Genomic DNA, 21,282 nt, shown 5'->3' on the forward strand with positions numbered 1-21,282 from the left:
CGTGGTGGGCTCGAACGGCGCGGTCGGCGGGAGGGTGCGGAGCCCGGCGGCGCCGTCCTGGGCGCGCGCCCACAGCAGGCCCTGGAGGTAGTGGCTCTGCTCCTCGGTCAGGAGTGGTCGGGGCACCGGTGCCAGGCCGAGGCCCTGGAGGACGACGGCCGTGGTGACGTCCGGTGCGGGCGCGGCGGCTGGAGCGGGCACGGCAGCGGCAGCGCTGGCGACCTTGGTCACGGTGACCGCGGCGACCTTGAACTCCGGCTGGAACGAGAGCGGGTCGACGGCATCGTTGGTGACGGCGTTGACCGCGAGGTACTCACCGAAGCTGTCGTTCCAGTGGAACGGCGCGAACAGGCTGCCCACCTGCACCCGGTCGGTGATCGCGGCCGGCAGGACGGCGCGTCCGCGGCGGGACGCGATCTCGACGCTGTCGCCGTCGCCGATCTCCAGGCGCGCCGCGTCGAGCGGGTGGATCTCGACGAAGGGCTCGGGGTTGAGCTTGTTCAGCTTGGCGACCTTGCCGGTCTTGGTCATGGTGTGCCACTGGTGCTGCAGGCGGCCGGTGTTGAGAAGGAACGGGTAGTCGTCGTCCGGCATCTCCTTCGCGTCCATGTGCGGTCGCGGGAAGAACACCGCCCGGCCCGTCCTCGTGGCGAAGGCGAGCCGGGGCCGGGTGCCGTCCTCGCGCTCGAGCAGGTGCTGGCTGGTGCCGTCGTTGAGGTACCGGATCGGGTTGCGGCCGTCGTCGGTCCCGTCGTGCTCGGCGTCGGCAGGCGGGCTGGGCCACTGGACCGGGGTACGACGCAGCCGGTCGTAGGTGACGCCGCGCAGGTCGTAGCCGGTCCGGGGGTTCCAGAACGCCTTGAGCTCCTCGAAGACCTCCTCGACGTCGCCGTAGGTGAACGCCTCGGCGTACCCCATGCGCAGGCGACCTCGGCGATGATCCGCCAGTCCGGCATCGACTCGCCGACCGGGTCGGCGGCCTGCTGGAGCAGGGAGGCGATGCCCGTGAACCCGGCGAGCGGGGTCCCCGGCAGGGTCACGATCACGCGGTGGTCGTCGGTCACGTGCAGCTTGGTCGGATGTCCGGGCCGCATTCCCACCCCGGTGAACAGCGGCCGCGCGCCGATCGCGTCCAACGCCGCGGCCGCGTGATCGACCGGCCCCCGTGAGCTGCCTCCCGTCGTGAGCACCAGCGGCGCGGCCCTCAGCGCCGTGGTGAGCGCGTCGACCGTGGCGTCCCTGTCGTCCGGGCACAGGAGCTGACGGGCCAACGAGAGGCCGAGGTCCTGCAGGAGCGGCGGCAGAGCGACCCCGAAGACGTCCCGGACCGTGCCCGCCGCGGGTACGCCGGTCGTGCGGACCTCGTCGCCCAGCGTCACCAGTGCCGCCGGCAGCGGCGCGACGACCCGCGCGTCGTCGTACCCGGCCGCGGCCAGCAGCCCGAGCCGTGGTGGCGTCAGGAGGGCGCCCCGCCCGACGAGCACCTCACCCGCGGCGACCTCCTCACCCCGCCATCGGATGTCCGCGCCGGGGCGCGGCGGACGGTCGGCGTGAAGCACCCCGCCACCGACCCGACCATGCTCGCTGCGGAGCACGGCGTCCGTCCCGGCCGGCACGACCGCGCCGGTGGTGATCGGACGAGCCCAGCCGGGCTCGAGGGACGAGGCGGCCGGTGCCTCGCCGGCGAGCAGCGCGTCGCCGAGCAGCCATGGACCGAGCCCCGCGACCGCCCAGCCGTCCATCGCCGCCGCATCGAATCCGGGCACCGGGACGCGCGCCGTCAGGTCCTTCGCGGCGCGAAGGGCCGTGGGCCTGCGCGAGCGGCAGCACAGCGCTGCGCTCGTACGCGGCCGCCATCATCCCGCCGGCGCGATGAGCCAGTCGGCGGGCCTGGTGCCACGTTACGGTCACATCGGTCGGTAGGTCGAGAGCTGAGCTGGCCACCCGAGAATGCTGGCGGCCCGGGATTTCGCGATGCCGTGGTCAGCGTGCCGTCGGTGTCACCAATCGCTCACGGCCGCACGGACCCTCTCCTGCTCAGGCGTGCCGGCGGCGAGGTGTCCGGCAAAGGACGATGGTTCGGATATGAACACTTTGGTGCCCCAGGCAAGAGTCGAACTTGCGACCTTTCGCTTAGGAGGCGGCTGCTCTATCCACTGAGCTACGGGGGCCCGGAGTGATCGTACCGTGCCGTCTGTGAGCGTGAATTGTGCCTCTGACCTGCTGTTTTGACTCCATGCGGCCCGGGTGGCGAGTGGGTGCTGTTGTCCGGTCATGTCCGGCTGAATCCGGCGGATTTCGGTTGTCTGGGGGGAATACGGGGGGAAGTTCTTGACCCCATCGGCCCACTGACTCCTCGGAGCGGCCGGCCATGGAGACTCGTGTTGGCCTTGGCTTCGCCGTCCGGGCATCAAGGAAGGGAGGACGGTCAACGATAAGGCTCGCGTCGCCTGCTGGCCGTCGCCTAGTAGCGTGTCGCCGCTAATAGTGGTTGCGTTTGGTGCAGTTTGGGATCTGGCGGGATCTTCCCCTTTCACCTGCCAGTCAGGACGTGTGTCGTGTCGTCGCAGAAGAAGTACCCGGTGGTGTTGTCGCCGGAAGATCGTGAAGAGCTGGAGCGTGTGACCCGCAGCGGCGTGCAGTCGGTGTCGCTGGTGCGTCGTGCGCGGGTGCTGCTCGCACTGGACACCGGTGACGCGGCGCCTGGGCCGGTCGAGGCTCGCGCGGTGATCGCGCAGCGGCTCGGCGTGTCCTGCGAGACGATCCGCCTGGTTTCCAAGCGGTTCGTGGAGTCCGGTGGTGATGCGTGGTTCACCGTCGGGCGTAAGCCGCGCCAGTTCCCGCCGGTGCCCTCGCAGATCACTGGTGAGGTCGAGGCCCGACTGATCGCGTTGGCCTGCACCAGCCCGCCCGAGGGGCGCTCGCGGTGGTCGTTGCGGCTGCTGGAGAAGCACGTCGCGCTGGTCGATGACATCCCGGATCTGGACCACTCCACCATCGGCCGGGTGTTAAAAAAACAGGCTCTCCTGACCCTTCCGTGGGTCATTTGCGGCCGGGGAGCACTGGTGGGTGGCCGCCGAGGTTGAGCATGGCCAAGGCGATCAGGGCTTCGGGTGAGCGGAAGCCGAAGGCGACCCGGGTGATCGGTCGGATCTTGGTGTTTACCGACTCGATGCGTCCATTGGACAGGCCGTGCTCGATCGCGGCGAGGATAGAGGCTCGGTGCTTGACGATCCGGCGTTGCAGATCGACGAAGGCCGAGATCCGACAGCGACGGGCCCAGCCGATCCAGACGTCGAGGGCCTCTTCGGCCTCGTCGTGCGGGAGCTGGAACACCAGCCGGAGGCCTTCCTTGAGCAGGTAGGCGCGGTGCAGGCGCGGATCGGTCTTGGCGACCCAGGCGAGCTTGGCCCGCTGCCGGAGGGTGAGGTTCTCGGGGTTCTTCCACAACGCGAACCTGGCGTGTTTGAGTGCCTTCGCCTGGCCGCTGGCTCGTCCGGCGCGGCGCTGGGTGACGGCGCCACGGGCCTCGTTCCAGGCCTGCCGGCGGACCTCGTCCAGCGCGTCGGTGGCCCAGCGGACAACGTGGAACGGATCAGCGCAGCGCACCGCGTTCGGACACCGCTGTGCGACCACCGTGCTGATCCAGTCCGCCCCGTCTGCAGAGATGTGGGTGATCTGGGCGCTGCGCTCGGGGCCGAGGGCGTCGAAGAACTTCTCCAGGGTTGCCTTGTCACGGCCCGGTGCGGCCCACACCAGCCGACCACTGTCGTGGTCGACGACCACGGTCAGATATCGGTGCCCGCGCTTGTACGAAATCTCATCGATCCCCAGCCGTCGCAGGTCCGCGAACCGGTCGTGCAGGGCTTCGACGTCGGCCCAGACCCGGGTGATGATCGCGCCGACGGTGCGCCAGGCGATCCGCATCAGCTCGACCACCGCGCTCTTCGAGCACTGGGTGGCCAACCAGGCCACCTGCTCGTCGAACACGACTGTGTGGCCGGCCGCGTGCCGTGCCCAGGGCACCGCGACGACCGTCGGGCCATGTTCGAGACACCTCACCCGCGGTGCGTCCGCCTCGAGCACGACCTGGATCGTGCCTAGGTCCAGTGCCCGCCACCGTCGCCGGCCTTCTCCGGCGTCGTAGCCAGGCGAAGGTCGCCCGCACCGTCCACAACGACCGCGAGCACGCTTCCGCGGCCGCACATGGGCCACCAACAGCTCTTCGTCCTCGTCGAACTCGATGTCCTCCACGACCGTCTTCTCGACCCCCAACAGGGCGCGCCATAAGGTGGCGTTCTGCACGCCGTTCTCCGCTCACTGGTTTCGGTTCCTCAACAGCTCAGAAACCTAGACAGGGAACGGCGTGCTCACGTTTCAGGCGCGCTCAAGCACCCACGGATGCGTCACAAGAGCCAAAAAACAGAGCTTCGTCCTCATCTGAAGAAGTGCTGGACCATCCCGCCAAAGCAGAACGCAGCGTTCGCGGCGGCGATGGAGGATGTGCTGGCGGTCTATGCCCGCGGCTACAACCGGTGCCGACCGGTGGTGTGCATGGACGAGAAGCCTTACCAGCTGCTCAACCATGCCCGCGACCCGATTCCCGCCGAGCCTGGACACGACCTGAAAGAGGACAGCGAGTACGTGCGGCACGGAACCTGTTCCATCTTCTGCTGGGTCGAACCGTTGGCCGGTTGGCGGCGGGTGGACGCGCAACCGCGTAGGACCAAGGTCGACTGGGCTCACCAGGTCCAGCAGCTCTTGGAGGTCGACTACCCCGACGCCGAGCAGGTGGTGCTGGTGATGGACAACCTCAACACCCACAACATCGGATCCCTCTACGAGGCATTCGAACCCGACAGGGCGTTCGCCCTCGCGCAACGCCTCGAGATCCACCACACCCCCAAGCACGGCTCCTGGCTCAACATCGCCGAGATCGAGCTCTCCGCGCTGACCCGGCAATGCCTGGACCGCCGCATCAGCGACCTCGACGTCCTCAACACCGAACTCGCCGCCTGGCAGGCCGACGTCAACGCCGATCAGCGGAAAGTCAACTGGCACTTCACCACCGACGACGCACGAATCAAACTCCGACACCTCTACCCAAAACAGCAAGAATAAGAAGCGACACCCTACTAGACTGTGTACATGTCCGAGCCTGCTCTTGCTCGCCACGTGCGAGTTGTCCCCGCCGCGGCGGAAGAGTTGAGCGTACCCGCTGACGTGGCAGCGTTGTTGGGCGAGGACGCTCAGATCGAGGTCGGTCCGGGGCAGGTGGTGACGCTGCGTCCCGGCAAGCTCAGCAGCGCGGCCTTGGCTGCGGGCGTGAAGCCGCTCGAGGACGCCGCCCGGCTGCGGCACGCACGCACGCCGCTGACCGCGGCGGAGCGCGCGGCGCTCGACGAGTTTCTGGCTCAGTGACGCCTGTCCGTGGCCATGAAAAAGTCCCCACTGGTGGCCAGGTCAAGGTCCCCACTGGTGGCCAGATAGAAGTCCCCACCCTTCGCGTGTCGTAGCCGACGTGAGGGCCCTGCGTGGTGACGGTGGCGGTGCCAACCAGTCACCGAGCACCACGCAGGGGCTTCCATTGAAGAACGCGAAGGAACGAATGGACGTGATTGCCGCCTACCGAGACGTAGGCACCTACCGGGGAGCCGCAGAGATCTGCGGCACGACCCATAAGACGGTGAAGCGGATCATCACCGCGCACGAGCTGGCCAGCCAGGGTGGGAGTCCGCAGGTGCGGGCGCCGCGAGCCAGGAACTACGACGGGGTCGCCGACCTGGTCGCGGAGAGTGTGAAGAAGACCGCGGGGAAGATCAGCGCGAAGCGGCTACTGCCGGCGGCGCGCGCTGCCGGCTATGCGGGGTCGGACCGCAACTTCCGGCGGCTGGTCGCCCAGGCCAAGAGCGAGTGGCGACGGGGTCATGCCCGTGCCGGTGGCCGGCGTCCGGCGGTGTGGTCGCCGGGTGAGGTCCTCGCGATCGACTGGGGCGAGGAGATCATCGGCGGGCGGAAGGTCCACGTGTTCTGTGCTGTGCTGGCGTGGTCACGGTTCCGGTTCGTCCGGTTCGCCGCCGATGAGCAGCAGGCCACGACGCTGGGGATGTTGGCGGAGTGCTTCGAGGTTCTCGGCGGGGTCCCGAAGGTCGTGCTGGCCGACCGGATGGGGTGCCTGAAGGGAGGGGTGGTCGCGAACGTCGTCGTGCCTGCACCGGACTACGTCCGGTTCGCGACCCACTACCGGTTCCGGCCCGACTTCTGTCATGGCGCGGACCCGGAGTCCAAGGGCATCGTGGAGAACCTGGTCGGCTACGCCAAGGACGACCTGCTGGTCCCGCTCGAGCTCGACCCTGTTCTTGGCGAGGACCCGTGGGCTGAGGGCATCGCGGGGCTCAACGCCCGCGCCGTGGCGTGGTGTGAGGAGGTGAATGGTCGTTGCCATAGCGAGATCCACGCGATCCCGGCCGAGCGGCTCGACACGGAGCGGGAGCTGCTCGGTGAGTTGCCGTCGCTGCGGCTGGAGGTCGGTTCGAAGCCGATCACCCGCAAGGTCGACAAGCTGTCCTGCATCCGGTTCGCCTCAGCGCGCTACTCGGTCCCGAACCGGCTGATCGGGGCCACGGTCACGGTGCTGGTCGACGAGCGGGACCGGGTGCTGCGAGTGGTCGAGCCGGTCACCGGCGAGGTCCACGCCGAACACCAGTTGGTGGCGCCGGGCGAGACCTCGGTCGTCGATGCCCACTACGACCGGCCACGCCCGGACACTCCGCGTCGCGGAGCACGCCCCAAGACGGTAGTCGAGCGGGAGTTCCTGGAGTTGGGGCCAGTCGCCGAGGCGTTCCTGACCGGCGCCGCGGCCGCGGGTGTGACCAAGCTGGGCAGCGAGATCGCCGAGATCCTCACCCTGGCCGCCGCCCATGGCACCGAACCACTGCTGGCCGCACTCGAACGGGCGGTCGCGTTCGGGCGGTGGCGTTCGGGCGGTGGCGTGCCGACGACGTCCGTTCGATCCTGGCCACCAACGGCCACGCACCCCGGCCGACCGCCGCGGGGCAGGCGCTGGTGATGACCCTGCCCACGGTGCCCACACGGTCGCTGGACGCCTACCGGATCGACGGGACGGATGGGGGTGAGGTGTCGTGACCGCGTCGACCCCACCACCGCTGCCGACGGACCTGAACGAGGGATTGAAGCGGTTGAAGATGGCCGCGATGCGCCGGCTGGCACCCGAGCTGCTGGTCACCGCGAAGACCCAACGGTGGAAGCCCGAGGAGTTCCTCCGCACCCTCATCGAGGCCGAGATCGCCTCGCGTGAGGAGTCCAACGTCCGCACCAGGATGCGGCAAGCAGCCTTCCCTGTGAGGAAGACGCTCGAGGAGTTCGACGTCGCAGCGTCCTCGATCCCACCAGCGACGTTCGACTACCTCTCCTCGTTGGAGTGGATCCGCGCAGCCGAGAACGTGTGCATGATCGGCCCGGCCGGCACCGGGAAGTCCCACACCCTCATCGCACTCGGCATCGCCGCCGTCGAGCACGGTCATCGGGTCCGGTACTTCACCGCCGCCGAGCTCGTCGAGACCCTCTACCGCGGGCTGGCCGACAACAGCGTCGGAAAGCTCATCGAGACCCTGCTGCGCAACGACCTCGTCCTCGTCGACGAGCTCGGGTTCGCGCCCCTGGACGACACCGGCGCCCAGTTGCTGTTCCGGTTCGTCGCAGCCGCCTACGAACGCAGGTCGCTCGGCATCGCGTCCCACTGGCCCTTCGAGTCCTGGGGACGGTTCCTGCCCGAGCACACCACCGCGGTCAGCATGCTCGACCGGCTCCTGCACCACTGCCACACCGTCGTCACCGACGGCGACTCCTACCGCATGCGACAGGCCCGAGCGAAGGGAGGAACCCGACTCACGACCAGCTGAACCCCGAGCGAAGGGTGGGGACCTTTAGTTGGCCACCAGCGGGGACCTCAACTTGGCCATTGACACGCGGTGGTAAACCGTCGCGGGCGTGAGCCGTCAGGCCCTCTGGGTGCCGCCTACAGTCTGGAGACCGAAGTCAGCGACGCAGCAACTGTCGTGAGCGAGTTCGCCGATGTGCAGACACTGATCGGCTGGAGCTACGGGGGCCTGATCGTTCTCCACCTCGCCAGCACGATCTCGGTGCCGCACGTGATTGCGTACGAACCAGTGATGTCGCCGTTCGGTGCAGGCGCCCTCCACGACCTGCGCACCGCTCACGATCGCGGCGACCTAGACCCAATACCGTTCAGTTAGCCGCGCGACGGAGATGGTTGTGGTGTTGCCGGGTTGGGGCCAGGTGGCGTGGGCGGCGCGTTTGACGTGCCACTTGGTGTACTTCCTCTTCACGACGCGCGGTGCTGCCCGTCGTCGCCGCTCTGGGTTGAGTCGTCGCAGCAGCCGGCGTAGGAAGTCCAGCCAGCCGGGACTGTCTCGCCCATGCTGGTCAGGGGGGAAAGGCGCCCGGGTGGGCGAGGGTCTGGCGGGTGATCCGTAGCGCGGCAACGAAGCTGACCCGGTCGGGATCATGCCCGGAGTGTGCGGCGGCTTCGGCCATCAGCGAGCGGATCGCGAAGTGGCAGCACAGGTGGCCCCAGATCTCCTGGAGCACCAGGTCCGGCGACTTGGATCGCAGCACAGTCCTCGGGCCGCGTTGGTGGGTCTTGAGCTCGTCGAAGGTCGACTCGATCTCCCACCGTTGCGCGTAGGCCGCGGCCAGATCGGTCGCGCTCGCCTCGCCCGGGTCCACGATGGTGGTGAAGAGCCGATACGACGTGGTGTTCTCGCGGCCGTCGTCGAGGGTGTAGTCGATGACGCGCACTCGCATCGGCTCCGCAGCCCGCGCGGCCTTGGAGTGGGTCTGTTGTAGGTCGGCCAGCCAGGAGCCGTCGGGCAGGTCTTCGACATGGACCGGCTTGGGGGCGGATTTGTCGGTGCGGATCCGCCACAGCAGGTCCGCCCCGGTCGCGATTGCCTTGCGCCACAGGGCGTAGGAGAAGAACCCGCGATCCGCGGTCAGCAGCATCCCTGGCGCCAACCGGTCCACGAGACGATCAGCAAAGACGGCCTCGGATGTCGAGTAGGTGCCGACCTCGGCGGCGAACACCGCGTGCGTGCCACACTCGGCCAACGCGACCACGCGAGCCTGGGGGAAGGCTGCCTGCTCGCCCTTGTTCACCCCCGGCCGGCCGAAGTGCTCGGCATTGACTGCCGTGTCGGCGACATCGAGACACGTGCCGTCGATCGCAACCAGCCGCCGACCGGCGAGCCAGACTCCTGGCATCTCATCGGTGCCGATCGGCTTGGCAACCCGCTCGAACAACTCCTTCAGCGGTTCAGCGCCCAGCCTGGCCCGGGCCTGGAAGATCGCGGACTTGCTCGGCGGGGAGTACTCCTCGGTCCAGCCCGAGGCCCACGAAAGACCATCGGTCAACTGAGCCAGCACGTCCTCATAAGAGCCCTCCGAGTACAGCGCCATCCCGATCGAGAAGTACGCCATCACCCGCGCCGGCAACGACCGATGCCGACGCTCGGTCCGCCCCACTTTGGCGATCACATCGTCGACCAACTCCGGCGGGAACACCCGCGTCAGCACCCCCACCGACACCAGATCAGACAAGCGTCGCTCGGTCTCCGGCTTCCTCCATCCAGCACGCGGCATGCCACCAAACTACACCGTCGTAACCTTAACTGAACGGTATTGGACCTAGACCGGGGCGTGGAAGTCGCGCTGCAGCAAGTCGCCGGTATGAGCGAGGCGGCTGTCGGTGCGCTTCGCACTCAGGATGCGATATGGGCTGAGATGCTGCGTTTGAGTTCCCCGATCTACGACGAGACCCTCGCCATCAATCAGGCGTCGAAGATGGGAACGCTCGCCGCCGGAGCCGGACATGTCGACCTGATCGTCGGCGAGCTGAACCGCGGGAGGGCGCCCTACGGCACCTCGTTTGAGGACGTCGCTCGCCGGGTTCCACACGCCAGTATCCACGAGCTTGCCGGCCAGGGCCACCTGGCTCATCTGCAGGCGCCGGAGCAACTCGCGGCGCTGGTCAACGACCTGCGGGCCATCGCACGCTGATGGCCTCGGCGAGGCTCAGAGGGCGACCTCCGGCGAAAGGTCGATTACAGCCACTTTGACCGGCGCACCGTCTCCCGTCCACATAGTTGACGGTTGCCGGCACCTCGCACCGTCCGAGAATCTCTTCGACCACCGCGCAAACGTAGGCTCACAACATACGAGCATGCGCCGGGCCAGCGTCAGTCAGGCCCAGGCCACCCCGGGGGCCACCAAACGTTCCAAAGGCACGGCCAGAACTCTGTCTCAGGAGACAGACCTGACGTCAGCCCATGCGGACAAGAGCGACAGTCTGGGTCGACACAGCGCAGATTTCACCATCTTCGCGGCGTACCTCAATGGCGACGACAACAGAACGACGCCCCGCCCGAACAGGAACGGCGGTCGCGGTCAGTGTTCCGATCGCGGGCTCAAGGAAGTGGATGGACGACTCGGCGGTCACAGGCCCGGACCCGTCGGCGTTCACAGCGGTCGCGAGTACAGCAGCCGCGGCGTCAGCCAGAGAGTACACCGCGCCGCCATGGGAACCGCCGCCGATGGTGGCTAGGTCCGCGCGTGCATCCATGACCGCCTCGACACGCTCGGATGAAATGGTGGGGAACCGCATTCCCAACGTCGCCGTGTACGGAACGAGCTGGTGAATAGCCGACTCGGATACATCACTCATGCGAGCCAGTCTCGCAGGTCTGAACGGTGTGCTCGGCGCCGGCCTCGGTGCTCCCCGTTGTCGGTGATCCGGGCTCTATCCGCCGGGGTCAAGGTTCGCGGTAGTGGTGCCGCGCCCCGAAACCCCGGGCCGGGGGACGCTTCCTTCAGCCCATGCGTCGGTGTAGACGAAGCGCGAACCCGTGCGTTTCGACTCCGACCACATCGATTGCAGCCCGCGGTTGCGGCACCCACGCCGAGGAACAACCACGCCGCAGACCCACGGGTGCTTTACCTACGACAGCGTCAGCGGAGACTCTCGCAGCTGTCGGCCATTGACCCCGGCATGAAGACCGAGCGATGAGGTCGCGGACGACCGACTCATGCGGTCCCGGTCCCTCCGCGAATGTGTGGAGGAACAAGGAAGGCACGAAGAGGTTCTTGACGCCGATGCACAGGAGGCGCCGTGACGGCGGTTGTTCCCGCTGCTACGGCGCCTCGGGTCAGGCAGCAGCGGTTCTCTCGTGGGAGCGGTGCTGCCGGGCCCCTGATTGCGAGGTCGCAGGTGCTGGCTTCGGCGAGCAGGTCGTGTCGAGACGCAGCCGCCGGCGATCGCGAGTCGCATTGAGTGGGACTCATGTCCGCACTCTCCGCGGCAGCCGACGGCCGGGGAGCGCTACTTCCGAGTCCCAGAACGAGAGCCAACGCGCTTCGAAGCAGTTCGAAGCCGCCTCTGCTGGCTGGATCCATCATCCGAACGCACGGCGTCAGACCGCGAGTAGGACGTGGCGTCAGCGTGCTGCTCAGCGCGGCCGCCGCTGCGCAGATTGTGTTCTCGTGCGGCGCCGGCCGGACCGGCCGCACGCAGCCCAGCAGGCTCATAAGACGATCCAGTTTGGCTTCGCGACCGCGCCTTGCCATCGCACGCGCCTCGCGACGACGCCCCCTACCGGCACAACCCTCGTAGAACCGGACGGGTACGCGACGACATGGCGCACAGGTGCGGGGCCCCGGCTTGCCAGGCCCACCGGGCTGCTGGAGTGCCGCTACTCGTTGATGCCGCCGACGCCAGGGAAGTCGATGTCGGACAACGGCGCTTCATACTGCAGGAACGGGGCGTGGCGGCGCTTGGCGACCTTCCACCCGTCCGCGCTCCGGACGTACTCGTCCACCACGCGAACCCCTCGCACGATGACGGATGGGGAGTCGGCGAGCATCATGGTCGCGAAGATGTGCATGTCGCCGCTCGCGGTGTCGCCGTCGACCACGACCCGGATGCTGCTGATGGAGTGGTTGATGGTCTTGAACGGCGTCAGCGAGGGGACCAGGGCATCTGCGAAGCCGTTGCCGTCGAACTGCTTGAGGCCGCCGAAGTAGCTCAGGTCGGCGTCCGGTGTGAAGCACGTGCGCATCAGCTCCGTGTCGCGGCGGTCCATGGCGAACGCGTAGCGCTCTACGAGGGTCCTGATCGCCTGGATGTCCGCGAGCTCCTGCGAGGTTCGGTCAGCGGGAGTAGGTCCTACCTGGGCACTGGTCATCGCGCCGCTCCTGTCGTGTCGTGTGGCCCCGGGCACCTCGGGGCGAGAGGATGTGTCTCCAGTCACGACGACGATAGGGTGAGCAGCGACCAATAGCAAGCGTGCATATAAGCAAGCTGAAACATGTATGCATGGAGCGCCGCGCGGTCGGCCCTAGACTGCGCCAATGGTCGATCCTGCGAAGCGCGACGAGGGCAACAACATCGACGAATCCGAGTACGACGAGGAGATGACGCTCCTCGTCGACTCCGTCTTCCGATTGGAGCGGGCGGTCTCGCGGATCGGGGCGATGCGACTCCGACCTTGGCGGATGACCCTTTCCGGGTACGCCGCCTTGCGGGTGATCGAGCGCCGCCCTCACCTGTCGCTGGCCCAGCTCTCGCGCCGGTGCTTCGTCAAGCCGCAGACCATGACCCGAATCGTGTCCAACCTCGGTGAGGCCGGCTATGTCAAGCGCACGATCAGTCCAGACAACGAGCGCGCGATGTCTCTGACGCTGACCGCTCGCGGTCGCAAGGTGCTGCGCGAGATGGACGCCGAGGTGCTGAAGATCAACGAGACGCTCTCGCAGAACCTACCGGGCGCGGAGCGAGCCCGGCTGATCACCCTGCTGCGTGAGAGTGCGGTCGCTGTCGAGCAGGAAGCGGCTGCACTCGAAGGCTTGTAAGCATGCTTGCATTTCTCCTGTAGTCCACCTACGGTGTCGGCATGCCCGGCCACTTGGAGACGCCCGACGGCGCCCGCGTTCTCGACTCCGCCTTCTTCAGGTTCGTTCTGGGGCACTATCCCAGTGGGGTTGTGGCGGTCACCGGTCGCGACGCCGCTGGAGCACCCGTCGGCATGGTCGCGACGTCGTTCACCTCGGTCTCGTTGGACCCGCCGCTCGTTGCTTTCCTGCCCATGCGGACGTCGAGTACTTGGGCCGCCCTGCGGGAGACCGGCGCCTTCTGCGTCAATGTCCTAGCCGCCGACCAGGAGCACATCTCCCGACAGCTCGCCGTCAAGGGTGGCGACAAGTTCGGCGGCATCTCGTGGCGGCCGGCGCCGACGGGCTCGCCCGTGCTGGGTGGCGCTGTCGCGTGGATCGACTGCACGGTCAGTGCCGTCCACGAAGCCGGCGACCACTTCATCGTTGTGGGCAGCGTCCAGGACCTCCGGGCGGCGAACCCCGCTTCACCGCTGCTGTCATTCCAGGGTGGCTACGGCACCGTGGCCTCCCCGGCGCTCGCCGCGAGCGGAGTACCAGACCTGCCGGAGGTCGTCGAGCACTTCCGTCTCGTCGATCGGCTGCGCCCGCTCATGCTCGAGGCCTCGCGTGAGCTCGGGGTCGAGATCGTGGCGACTGCCCTTCTCGACGCCGAGGTGGTCGCCTTGGCCACCAGTGGTCATCCCGAGGCGGGCCGGCTGCCGACCCGGGTCGGTCAACGCATGCCGTACCAGCCCCCGTTGGGGGCGGCGTTCGCTGCGTGGTCGGATCCCGAGCGCTGGGTCGCTCAGCTGCCGCCCGAGCAGCGCGACCATGCGCGAGGACTGGCCAGTCGCGTCCGTGAACGCGGCTGGTCGGCGACGCTCGGCGGGCCCGGCAGCCTCGACCTCGAGCGGGCGCTCTACCGGCTGCCGGTTGACGCACCCGCTCCCGGACAGCTCGACGCCGTCGGACAGCTGCTCGACCCCCTCAGCGAGGCCTACGAGCCGCACAGCTTCGCCGCCAAGGATCGGATCCCGCTGCGCACCGTCGCGATCCCGGTGCTGGGGTCGGTGGGCGCGGTCCGGCTCGTACTGACTGCCTACGGCCTGCCGCCGTTCTCGGCGTACGACGACTTCGTCCGCTACCGCGACACGTTGGTGGACGTCGCCCGCGCCGTACAGCCCGGGAGTCTGAGCGCCTGACGCAGGCGCTCCTCCCTCATCCGTTGCAAGGAAGGACATCGATGTTCGAACTGTTCACTGGAGCGCAGCCGCTGGTCGGCGGCGAGACCGATCCCGGCCTGCTGGAGAAGCGCATCGCCGATCTCGACCGCGCCGAGGTCATCGATCGGGTGCTGATCGGCTACTCCTCGATCTGGCCGCACAACCACGCTGTCGTGCCTTACGCGCTCGCACAGACGAGTCACCTCTCGCCGATCATGGCTCACCGCCCTGGCGTGATGTCGCCGACTTCCGCCGCGCGCTTCTTCGCCTCGCTCGATGTACTCGCTCGAGGGCGTCTCGCTCTGAACGTTGTCGTGGGGGGCAGTGACAAGGACCTGATGCGCGAGGGCGACAGCACGCCCAAGGCGGACCGCTACCGGCGAGCCACGGAGTACCTCGACATCGTGCGACGGGCGTGGAAGAGCCCGGAGGCGTTCGACCACCACGGCGAGTTCTACGACGTCGAGGCCATCAAGCTCCAGACCCGGCCGTGCCAGGGCGAGGTGCCGATCTTCATGGGTGGCGACAGTGAGGACGCGATCGAGTTCGGTGCGAAGCACGCCGACCTCTACATGCTGTGGGGGGAGCCCGTCGCGGGCACCCGCGAGCGGATCGAGCGGGTGCGGGAGGCCACTGCCCGGCACGGTCGGGAGATGCGCTTCTCGGTCAGCCTGCGACTGTTCGTGGCCGAGACCGACGACCTGGCGTGGCAGGCCGCGCGTGCGGTGGAGCGGGAGATCGAGGAGGCCCAGGGGACGAACACCTTCCTGCGCTCGTCGAAGGGCGATACGTCGACGGGTCGGCAGCGCGCGCTGGCCCTGACCGACGAGGAGCTCCACGACGACTGCTTCTGGACGGGTCTGACCAAGCTGCTCGGCGGGTTCGCCAACTCCCAGGCTCTCGTGGGCTCGTACGACCGCGTGCTCGACTCGCTGCGCCGCTACCGTGACTTGGGCGTCGACGCCTTCCTGGTGACGACTGGGGCCGAGGCGAGCTACGACCCGTCGCTCGCGGAGTTCCTCTCCGAGACGAAGCGAGCACTGGCATGAGCGGACGTGAGCTGGTCGACGTGGGCGGCGGTACCGTCGGCGGGCTGCTGGCCCGCCGCGCGTCGGCGAATCCGGACAAGCCGGCTGTCATCACGCCGCACGCGGAGCTCACCTACGGCGAGCTCGACTCACTCGCCACGCAGGTCGCCACCTCCCTGCAGAGCCTCGGCCTGGCGAAGGGCGACGCGGTCGCGATCTTCCTGCGCAACCGGATCGAGTGGATCACCACCTGGCTCGGAACCGCACGCGGCGGCTTCGTCTGCGTCCCGGTCAACACCGCCTACAAGGCCGCTTTCCTCGTGCACGCGCTGAAGCTCACGAAGGCCCGGGTCGTCGTCACCGAGGCGCTGCTCCTGCCGGCCGTCGTCGCCGAGATTGCGGACCTGCCGAACCTGGAGTGGGTGGTGCTGGTCGACGAGACGGCCGAGGCGTCGGAGGTGGTGCGGTCGATGAGCTACCGCGAGCTGCTCGACAGGGGAGATGCGCTCGCTCCGGTCGCCGATGTCGCCCCCGCCGACATCAGCGGCATCGCCCTCACCTCCGGCACGACCGGCAAGAGCAAGGGCGTCGTGATGCCGCACTACCTGGCGGTCGTGGCGGCCCGCGAGAACGTCGAGTCCATGGGGACGACCTCGCGCGACCGCCTCTACACCTGTCTGCCGATGTTCCACGGCGCCGCGCAGTTCAACATGTGCCTGCACAGCATCTATGCCGGCGCGACGATCGTGCTGGCCGAGAGGTTCAGTGCGAGCCGCTTCTGGGACGAGATGCGGACCTACGACATCACGATGTTCAACGCCCTGGGCTCGATCCTCCCGATGCTCCTCGCCCAGCCGCCCTCCGAGCGTGACCGCGACCATCGGGTACGCCGTATCTTCGCCGCTCCCGCGCCGCCGGATGTGCTCATGCCGTTCGAGGACCGCTTCGATATCCACGTCGTCGAGGGCTATGGGCTCACCGAGATCAAGAACGTCACCTACAACCCCATCGAGACGCGCAAGATCGGCTCGATCGGCAAGCCCACCAACACCACTGAGCTGCAGATCCAGGGGCCCACAGGTGCGCCGCTGTCGGTCGGCGAGGTCGGGGAGATCGTCTACCGGCCGCGGGTGCCCAACGTGATGTTCACCCACTACGTCGACGACCTCGAGGCGACTCTCTCGACGATGCGCAACATGTGGTGGCGGACGGGTGATCTGGGCTACGTCGATGCCGACGGCTTCTACTACTTCGTCGACCGCCAGAAGGACGCCCTGCGCCGCCGCGGCGAGAACATCTCCTCCTACGAGGTCGAATCGGTGCTGACGAGCTTCGACGGGGTCCTCGAGGCCGCTGCCGTCGGCACACCGTCGGACCTCGGTGAGGACGAGGTGCTGGCGATCGTCGAGACCGGGGACGTCGAGGGCTTCGATCTCGAGGGCCTCTTCCGCCACTGCGACCAGCGACTGCCGCACTTCATGGTCCCGCGCTTCTACCGGGTGCTGTCGACGCTTCCGCGCACGCCCACGGGCAAGGTCCAGAAGGCGGTGCTGCGCTCCGAGGGCCGGGCGGGGCGCACCTGGGACTCCTGGGAGGCCGGGCTGCGGCCGACGAGGCCCGCATGACCCGGGTGGTCCTCAAGGACGTCGCCCCGCGACTGGCCCTGCAGGCCCACCAGGTGGACACCGGCGTCAAGGTCGAGCTCGTCGACCGGCTGACGGCGGCAGGGATGCCGGCGATCGAGGTGTCGTCCTTCGTACGGCGTGACCTGGTGCCAGGTCTTGCGGACGCGGAGGACGTGTTCGCTCGGATCGACCGCTCGCGCGGGACGTCACTTCACTGCTGCGTCGGCAACGAGGCCGGGTTGCGGCGCGCCATCGACGCTGGTGCCGACGCTGCCTGGTTCCTGCTCTCGGCCGACGAGGGGTTCTCGCGCAACAACACCGGGCGCAGCACCGACGAGGCCCTCGACGTCCTCGCTCGTCTGGCGAGCCTCGCCGATGGTACGGATACGGTCATCGGCACCTACCTCATCTTCGCGTGGGGTGGCCCGAGCGGACCGCCGCGCGGGCCCGAAGTCCTCAACCGCTTCGCGCGTCGGCTGCACGACATCGGCGTACGGGACTGGCTGCTCGCCGACTCGATCGGCTATGCGTCGCCTCGTCAGATGCGCACGATGATCGAAGCGGCGCTGGCGATGACGTCGCCGGAGCACCTGTCCGTACAGGTGCACGACTCCCGTGGGATGGGCCTGGCCAATCTCGTCGAGCTGGTCGATCTCGGCCTCGCTCACATCGACGTCTCGCTCGGGGGCTCCGGCGGACACCCGGCGATCCCGGGCGTGCCCGCGGGCGGGGTCTGCAGCGAGGACGCCGTGCAACTGCTGGACCGGATGGGTATCGAGACCGGGGTCGACCTGGAGGTGCTCGTCGAGACGGCCGTGTGGTTCGCCGACGAGGTCGGTGTGCCCTGTCCCGGCTTCGTTCGCAAGGTCGGGCCGGTGCCGGTGGCGGAGGGCCACGACAGCGGCCCGGCGTTCTCCTGGGGCTCCTGACGGAGAAGCAACAGGGCTTCCCACCACTGCCGGTGGTGGGAAGCCCTGTTCGTGGTGGCCGTCAGCTCCGTCCGGCGATGCTCCGCAGGCTCGCCAGCACCGCGGGATCGACATCGACGAGACCACGCTCGAGCGCCAGTCGGCGCGTCCGGCGGGAGCGATCGAAGGGCATTCTGACCTCGTCCACGCCCTCGGCGGTCCGGGTGCTGCGGACCCAGTCGGCGTACGCCGATACGCGGGCCCGGTAGTCATCGGCGTCGGTCACGGTCCCCGGGTCGATGGCGACGACGAGGAAGCCCAGACCCGCTACGCCCTCAGTGATCGCCGGAGCGCCGGTCAGCATGCCGAGGAGCTGGACGACCAGCGCCAGACCCGAGCCGCGGTGCCCGCCCCAGACGGTGAACGCTCCAGCCAGTGCTTCGGCGGGTGACGTGGTCGGTCGTCCCTCGGCGTCGAAGGCGAGACCCTCCGGCAGCGATGTGCCGAGCCGATCAGCCAGCACGACCTCGGCGTAGGTGACCGACGACGTGCCGGTGTCCCAGATGACGGGCTCGTCGGCGGTAGGGAAGCCGAAGCCGATCGGGTTGGTGCCGAATCGTGCCTCGGTGCCGCCGTGCGGTGCGACCAGCCGCCCGGCGTTGCCGGCGATCATGCCGACGAGACCGGCGGCGGTGATCTGCTCGAGGTACCACGAGTACATCCCCGTGTACCAGGTGTCCGTCGCGGCCACCACGGCCATGCCACCCGCGCGCGCCTTCTCGATGGCCATCTCCGTGGCCCGCTGGGCGACGACGTAGCCGACTGTGTCGCCTCCGTCGATCGTGGCCGACAGCGCCGAGTCCCGGACGACCTGCGGGGGCCGAGCCGCTGTCGGCGTCGACTGAATCCGCTCGGCGATCGACAGCGCACGCGGAAGCCCTCCGTAGCCGAGGCCGCGCAACTCGCAGTCGATGAGATGGGCCGCGACCGTCGCCGCGTCGTCTGCGGACAGGCCGACGCCCATCATCACCCCTTCGACCACCTCGGTCGCCTCGGGCACGGTCAGCTGCACGATCTCACTGTTTGTAAGCATGCTTGTATTATGAGACGTGCGTCATGCCGCGCACAAGGGCGATCCGGCCAAATGTCAGCATGCTGTCATGACTGACGACGGGTACGGCAAGCTCACGGCTGCGCTCCGTGGATTCCTCGACGCGGTGGCCTCAGCCGGGCCACACGAGCAGGTGGAGGCGCTGACCGCAGATCTACGAGACTGGACCGCCCGGCTGGGCCCGCTCCGGGAGGAGGAGTCGCGGCGCGTGTTCGGGGCCCGGTTCGACTTGCCCGGTAGAGGCCAGACGATGACGCCCTTGTTCGTGCCGCATGTCGTCAGTGCTTCGCGCGCGGAGGGCACGGCGCGGTTCGGCGACTACTTCCACGGCAGCAACGGAGCTGCTCACGGCGGCACCCTGCCGCTGCTCTTCGACGAGGTGTTCGGTCATCTCGCGCTCGCGCGGGGTCCACGCGCGCGGACGGCGTACCTGCGCACCGACTTCCGCGCGATCACCCCCATCGGGCCCGAGCTGCAGGTTCGGGCGTGGGTGGACCGTGTGAGCGGTCGCAAGCTGTTCCTCGCGGGCGAGCTGCGGCACCGCGGGGTTGTCTGTGCCGAGTCCGAGGCGCTCTTCGTGTTGCTGCGGGACGGAGCGCCCTGATAGCGCAAAACCGAGACCGACACAGGAGACGCCGCCCTGGGCACGGACGATCCGTGCCCAGGACGGCGCTGGTCGGCCGTGCCCGATGAGGGGGTCAGGGACGCGAAGGCGTGCTGCCGTCGATCCATTCGGTGTTCTCGGCCGCCCTCTGGTCGAAGCGCGCCTCGCGGACCAGGACACCGACGATGAGCATCACGAGCCCGATGCCTGCGAGGAAGAGCCATACGTGGTCGTAGTTCTCCCTCGCGGGAAGCGGTAGCCCCGGCGCTTGGGAGGCTGTCAGCAGGGCCGTGATGATCGGCGGGCCGAGCGCGCCGATCGCAACACTGGCGGCGCGTGCAGCACCGGTGAGCATTCCCTGCTCACCCGGCCGAGCGGCGCGCAGGTAGGCAGCTGTCGACGCTGTGTAGGACAGTGCGTAGCTCGTGCCGATCAGAAAGGACAGGATGAAGAACTGATAGGAGGTCCCGGAGACCGTCGAGAACCACAGGAACGCGACCACGGCGAGCACCGCCCCCGCGATGCTTGTGGCACGCTGGCCGAAGCGACCGATCACCTGGCCGACGATGCCACCCCCCAACGCGATGGTGAGGCCGCACGGCAGCAGGTAGACGCCGGCCATGAGGACTGACGCGTCCAGGCCGTAGCCCGCGATGCTCGGTGTCTGGACGTAGTTGCTGATGGCCAGGGCGCCGTTGATGCCCAGGATGGATACGACGCCGGCGATGACGAAGGCCGGCCACACGTCGCGCCGCTTGATGACTCGCAGGTCGAAGAGCGGTTGGCGGTGTCGGAGCTCCCAGGCAGCCCAGGCGAACAGCAGAAGCACCGAGATCGCGACCAGCGAGAGGAGCCGACCCGAGCTCCATCCCCACTCGTTCGCCTTTCCGATCGAGTAGACGAGCAGGGTGAGGCCACCGGCCAGCAGCAGTGCGCCGACGTAGTCCAGAGGGACCCGGGTTCGTGTCGGAACGTCCTCCACGAACAGCCATATGAGGGCGAGGAGGACCAGCGACAGGATGAGGATCAGCCAGAAGACGGTCCGCACGCCGCCGCCGAGCTCGAGGACGGCCCCGCCCATCAGGTAGGACCCCGAGATGGCGAGACCGATCGCGAAGGTCATCGCCCCCGAGTACTTGTCGGACTCCTGCCCACTGCGGCTGCGACCGCGCAGGATCGCGTAGTAGATCGGCAGGCCGGCGTTGAAGCCGACGATGACACGGCCGGCGAGCAGCGCCTCGAAGTTCTGGGATGCGACACAGATGACGTTGCCGATCACGACCATCGTGGTCGTGAGCAGGAGCATGCGACGCATGCCGAACAGGTCCGCGAGGCGCGAGAGGACCGGCACGCTGGCGGCCGCGGCGATGCCGGTCGCCGAGAGTACCCAGGCCGACTGGGCCGGCGTCAGCGCGAAGGTCGAGGCGATCTCCCTCAGCAGGGGGATCACCGTCAGTTGCTCGGTGTCCAGGCACAGCACGATCAGGAAGCCGATCGCGAGCGCCAGGCCGCGCTCGGAGATCCCGGCTGCCCGCACACGCCGGCCCACGGCGGACACCTTGCCGGAGTCGTTCGTGGAGATGTCGCGATCCGACGTCGGGTCGGGCGCCCTGCCCGCTGTCACCGGTCACTCCAGGCGATCACGGTGTGGATCCTTCTCTCCCCGAGACAGACATTGATGGACATGGGTTGCAGCCCTCCGGATGGTGAGTATGCGTGACGAGGGTCACGACCGTAGAGGCGCGAGTGCGAAATAGCAAGCATGCTTATACGAATGCTGGTTGAACTGGCGAGCCGTCCGCTCGGCTGTTGACACG

Annotated in this window: 19 protein-coding genes, 1 tRNA gene and 2 pseudogenes; 13 read left to right on the forward strand and 9 right to left on the reverse strand. The window is 68.2% G+C overall.

Features of this window, described 5'->3' with window-relative positions; genetic code table 11:
* Positions 1-300: 300 nt before the first annotated feature.
* From ACUP6Y_RS03950 to ACUP6Y_RS03960, 3 genes and pseudogenes are all read right to left on the reverse strand, one after another.
* Positions 301-609 (reverse strand): annotated as a pseudogene (locus tag ACUP6Y_RS03950) (molybdopterin dinucleotide binding domain-containing protein); the annotation flags it as partial.
* Complete coding sequence (locus ACUP6Y_RS03955) at positions 528-1,832, reverse strand: molybdopterin-binding protein (RefSeq protein WP_462556615.1); 1,305 nt, start codon at positions 1,830-1,832, stop codon at positions 528-530. The gene ACUP6Y_RS03955 and the pseudogene ACUP6Y_RS03950, both read right to left, overlap by 82 nt.
* 263 nt (positions 1,833-2,095) lie before the next feature.
* Positions 2,096-2,171 (reverse strand) — tRNA-Arg (locus ACUP6Y_RS03960).
* 387 nt (positions 2,172-2,558) lie between these two features.
* Between ACUP6Y_RS03960 and ACUP6Y_RS03965 the strand changes: the two genes are divergently transcribed.
* The gene (locus ACUP6Y_RS03965; RefSeq protein WP_462554318.1) at positions 2,559-3,086 is read left to right on the forward strand and encodes a helix-turn-helix domain-containing protein; all 528 of its coding nucleotides are present in this window, start codon (positions 2,559-2,561) and stop codon (positions 3,084-3,086) included.
* On the opposite strand, the gene ACUP6Y_RS03970 is transcribed toward ACUP6Y_RS03965, so the two are convergent.
* On the reverse strand, positions 3,043-4,305 hold the full coding sequence (locus tag ACUP6Y_RS03970; RefSeq protein ID WP_462552196.1) for an ISL3 family transposase: 1,263 nt from the start codon (positions 4,303-4,305) through the stop codon (positions 3,043-3,045). The genes ACUP6Y_RS03965 and ACUP6Y_RS03970 overlap by 44 nt on opposite strands.
* Before the next feature lie 15 nt (positions 4,306-4,320).
* Between ACUP6Y_RS03970 and ACUP6Y_RS03975 the strand changes: the two genes are divergently transcribed.
* From ACUP6Y_RS03975 to ACUP6Y_RS03995, 5 genes and pseudogenes are all read left to right on the forward strand, one after another.
* Positions 4,321-5,121 (forward strand): IS630 family transposase, encoded by an 801-nt coding sequence (locus ACUP6Y_RS03975; protein WP_462556618.1) that lies wholly within the window; start codon positions 4,321-4,323, stop codon positions 5,119-5,121.
* Between the two features lie 27 nt (positions 5,122-5,148).
* Complete coding sequence (locus ACUP6Y_RS03980) at positions 5,149-5,421, forward strand: hypothetical protein (RefSeq protein WP_462554319.1); 273 nt, start codon at positions 5,149-5,151, stop codon at positions 5,419-5,421.
* Positions 5,422-5,587: 166 nt separating this feature from the next.
* Positions 5,588-7,146 (forward strand): annotated as a pseudogene (istA, locus tag ACUP6Y_RS03985) (IS21 family transposase).
* A complete protein-coding gene (gene istB / locus ACUP6Y_RS03990) occupies positions 7,143-7,922 on the forward strand; it encodes an IS21-like element helper ATPase IstB (protein WP_462551617.1) in 780 nt (259 codons plus the stop codon). Before istA ends, istB begins: the two are co-directional and overlap by 4 nt.
* A 69-nt stretch (positions 7,923-7,991) precedes the next feature.
* Complete coding sequence (locus ACUP6Y_RS03995; RefSeq protein WP_462554320.1) at positions 7,992-8,276, forward strand: alpha/beta fold hydrolase; 285 nt, start codon at positions 7,992-7,994, stop codon at positions 8,274-8,276.
* A gap of 190 nt (positions 8,277-8,466) precedes the next feature.
* On the opposite strand, the gene ACUP6Y_RS04000 is transcribed toward ACUP6Y_RS03995, so the two are convergent.
* Positions 8,467-9,681 carry an IS4 family transposase gene (locus tag ACUP6Y_RS04000; RefSeq protein ID WP_462551601.1) on the reverse strand — a complete coding sequence of 405 codons (1,215 nt, stop codon included), beginning with the start codon at positions 9,679-9,681 and terminating at the stop codon, positions 8,467-8,469.
* A 57-nt stretch (positions 9,682-9,738) separates the two neighbouring features.
* On the opposite strand from ACUP6Y_RS04000, the gene ACUP6Y_RS04005 reads away from it, so the two are divergent.
* Positions 9,739-10,098, forward strand: coding sequence for an alpha/beta fold hydrolase (locus ACUP6Y_RS04005; RefSeq protein WP_462554321.1), 360 nt, complete (start codon positions 9,739-9,741; stop codon positions 10,096-10,098).
* Positions 10,099-10,360: 262 nt separating this feature from the next.
* Here the strand turns inward: ACUP6Y_RS04005 and ACUP6Y_RS04010 are convergent, their stop codons facing one another.
* Both ACUP6Y_RS04010 and ACUP6Y_RS04015 read right to left on the reverse strand, forming a co-directional pair.
* Complete coding sequence (locus ACUP6Y_RS04010; protein ID WP_462554322.1) at positions 10,361-10,762, reverse strand: PaaI family thioesterase; 402 nt, start codon at positions 10,760-10,762, stop codon at positions 10,361-10,363.
* Positions 10,763-11,786: 1,024 nt separating this feature from the next.
* Entirely contained in the window at positions 11,787-12,278 is a 492-nt protein-coding gene (locus ACUP6Y_RS04015; protein ID WP_462554323.1) for a nuclear transport factor 2 family protein, read from the reverse strand.
* A 166-nt stretch (positions 12,279-12,444) separates the two neighbouring features.
* Between ACUP6Y_RS04015 and ACUP6Y_RS04020 the strand changes: the two genes are divergently transcribed.
* From ACUP6Y_RS04020 to ACUP6Y_RS04040, 5 genes are read left to right on the forward strand one after another with little or no spacing between them, the layout of a single operon-like run.
* The gene (locus ACUP6Y_RS04020; protein ID WP_462554324.1) at positions 12,445-12,945 is read left to right on the forward strand and encodes a MarR family winged helix-turn-helix transcriptional regulator; all 501 of its coding nucleotides are present in this window, start codon (positions 12,445-12,447) and stop codon (positions 12,943-12,945) included.
* Positions 12,946-12,986: 41 nt separating this feature from the next.
* Entirely contained in the window at positions 12,987-14,168 is a 1,182-nt protein-coding gene (locus ACUP6Y_RS04025; RefSeq protein ID WP_462554325.1) for a flavin reductase, read from the forward strand.
* 41 nt (positions 14,169-14,209) lie between these two features.
* A complete protein-coding gene (locus ACUP6Y_RS04030) occupies positions 14,210-15,238 on the forward strand; it encodes an LLM class flavin-dependent oxidoreductase (RefSeq protein WP_462554326.1) in 1,029 nt (342 codons plus the stop codon).
* Positions 15,235-16,842 carry an AMP-binding protein gene (locus ACUP6Y_RS04035; protein WP_462554327.1) on the forward strand — a complete coding sequence of 536 codons (1,608 nt, stop codon included), beginning with the start codon at positions 15,235-15,237 and terminating at the stop codon, positions 16,840-16,842. Before ACUP6Y_RS04030 ends, ACUP6Y_RS04035 begins: the two co-directional genes overlap by 4 nt.
* Positions 16,839-17,771, forward strand: a complete 933-nt coding sequence (locus ACUP6Y_RS04040; RefSeq protein WP_462554328.1) for a beta/alpha barrel domain-containing protein — start codon at positions 16,839-16,841, stop codon at positions 17,769-17,771. The genes ACUP6Y_RS04035 and ACUP6Y_RS04040 overlap by 4 nt, the downstream gene beginning before the upstream one ends.
* Before the next feature lie 61 nt (positions 17,772-17,832).
* Here ACUP6Y_RS04040 and ACUP6Y_RS04045 read toward each other — a convergent pair whose 3' ends face one another.
* On the reverse strand, positions 17,833-18,843 hold the full coding sequence (locus ACUP6Y_RS04045) for an Ldh family oxidoreductase (RefSeq protein ID WP_462554329.1): 1,011 nt from the start codon (positions 18,841-18,843) through the stop codon (positions 17,833-17,835).
* A 67-nt stretch (positions 18,844-18,910) separates the two neighbouring features.
* On the opposite strand from ACUP6Y_RS04045, the gene ACUP6Y_RS04050 reads away from it, so the two are divergent.
* The gene (locus ACUP6Y_RS04050; protein ID WP_462554330.1) at positions 18,911-19,465 is read left to right on the forward strand and encodes a PaaI family thioesterase; all 555 of its coding nucleotides are present in this window, start codon (positions 18,911-18,913) and stop codon (positions 19,463-19,465) included.
* Between the two features lie 94 nt (positions 19,466-19,559).
* On the opposite strand, the gene ACUP6Y_RS04055 is transcribed toward ACUP6Y_RS04050, so the two are convergent.
* Positions 19,560-21,089, reverse strand: coding sequence for an MFS transporter (locus tag ACUP6Y_RS04055; RefSeq protein WP_462554331.1), 1,530 nt, complete (start codon positions 21,087-21,089; stop codon positions 19,560-19,562).
* Between the last annotated feature and the right edge of the window lie 193 nt (positions 21,090-21,282).

It is taken from the genome of Nocardioides sp. S5-5 (assembly GCF_054954065.1).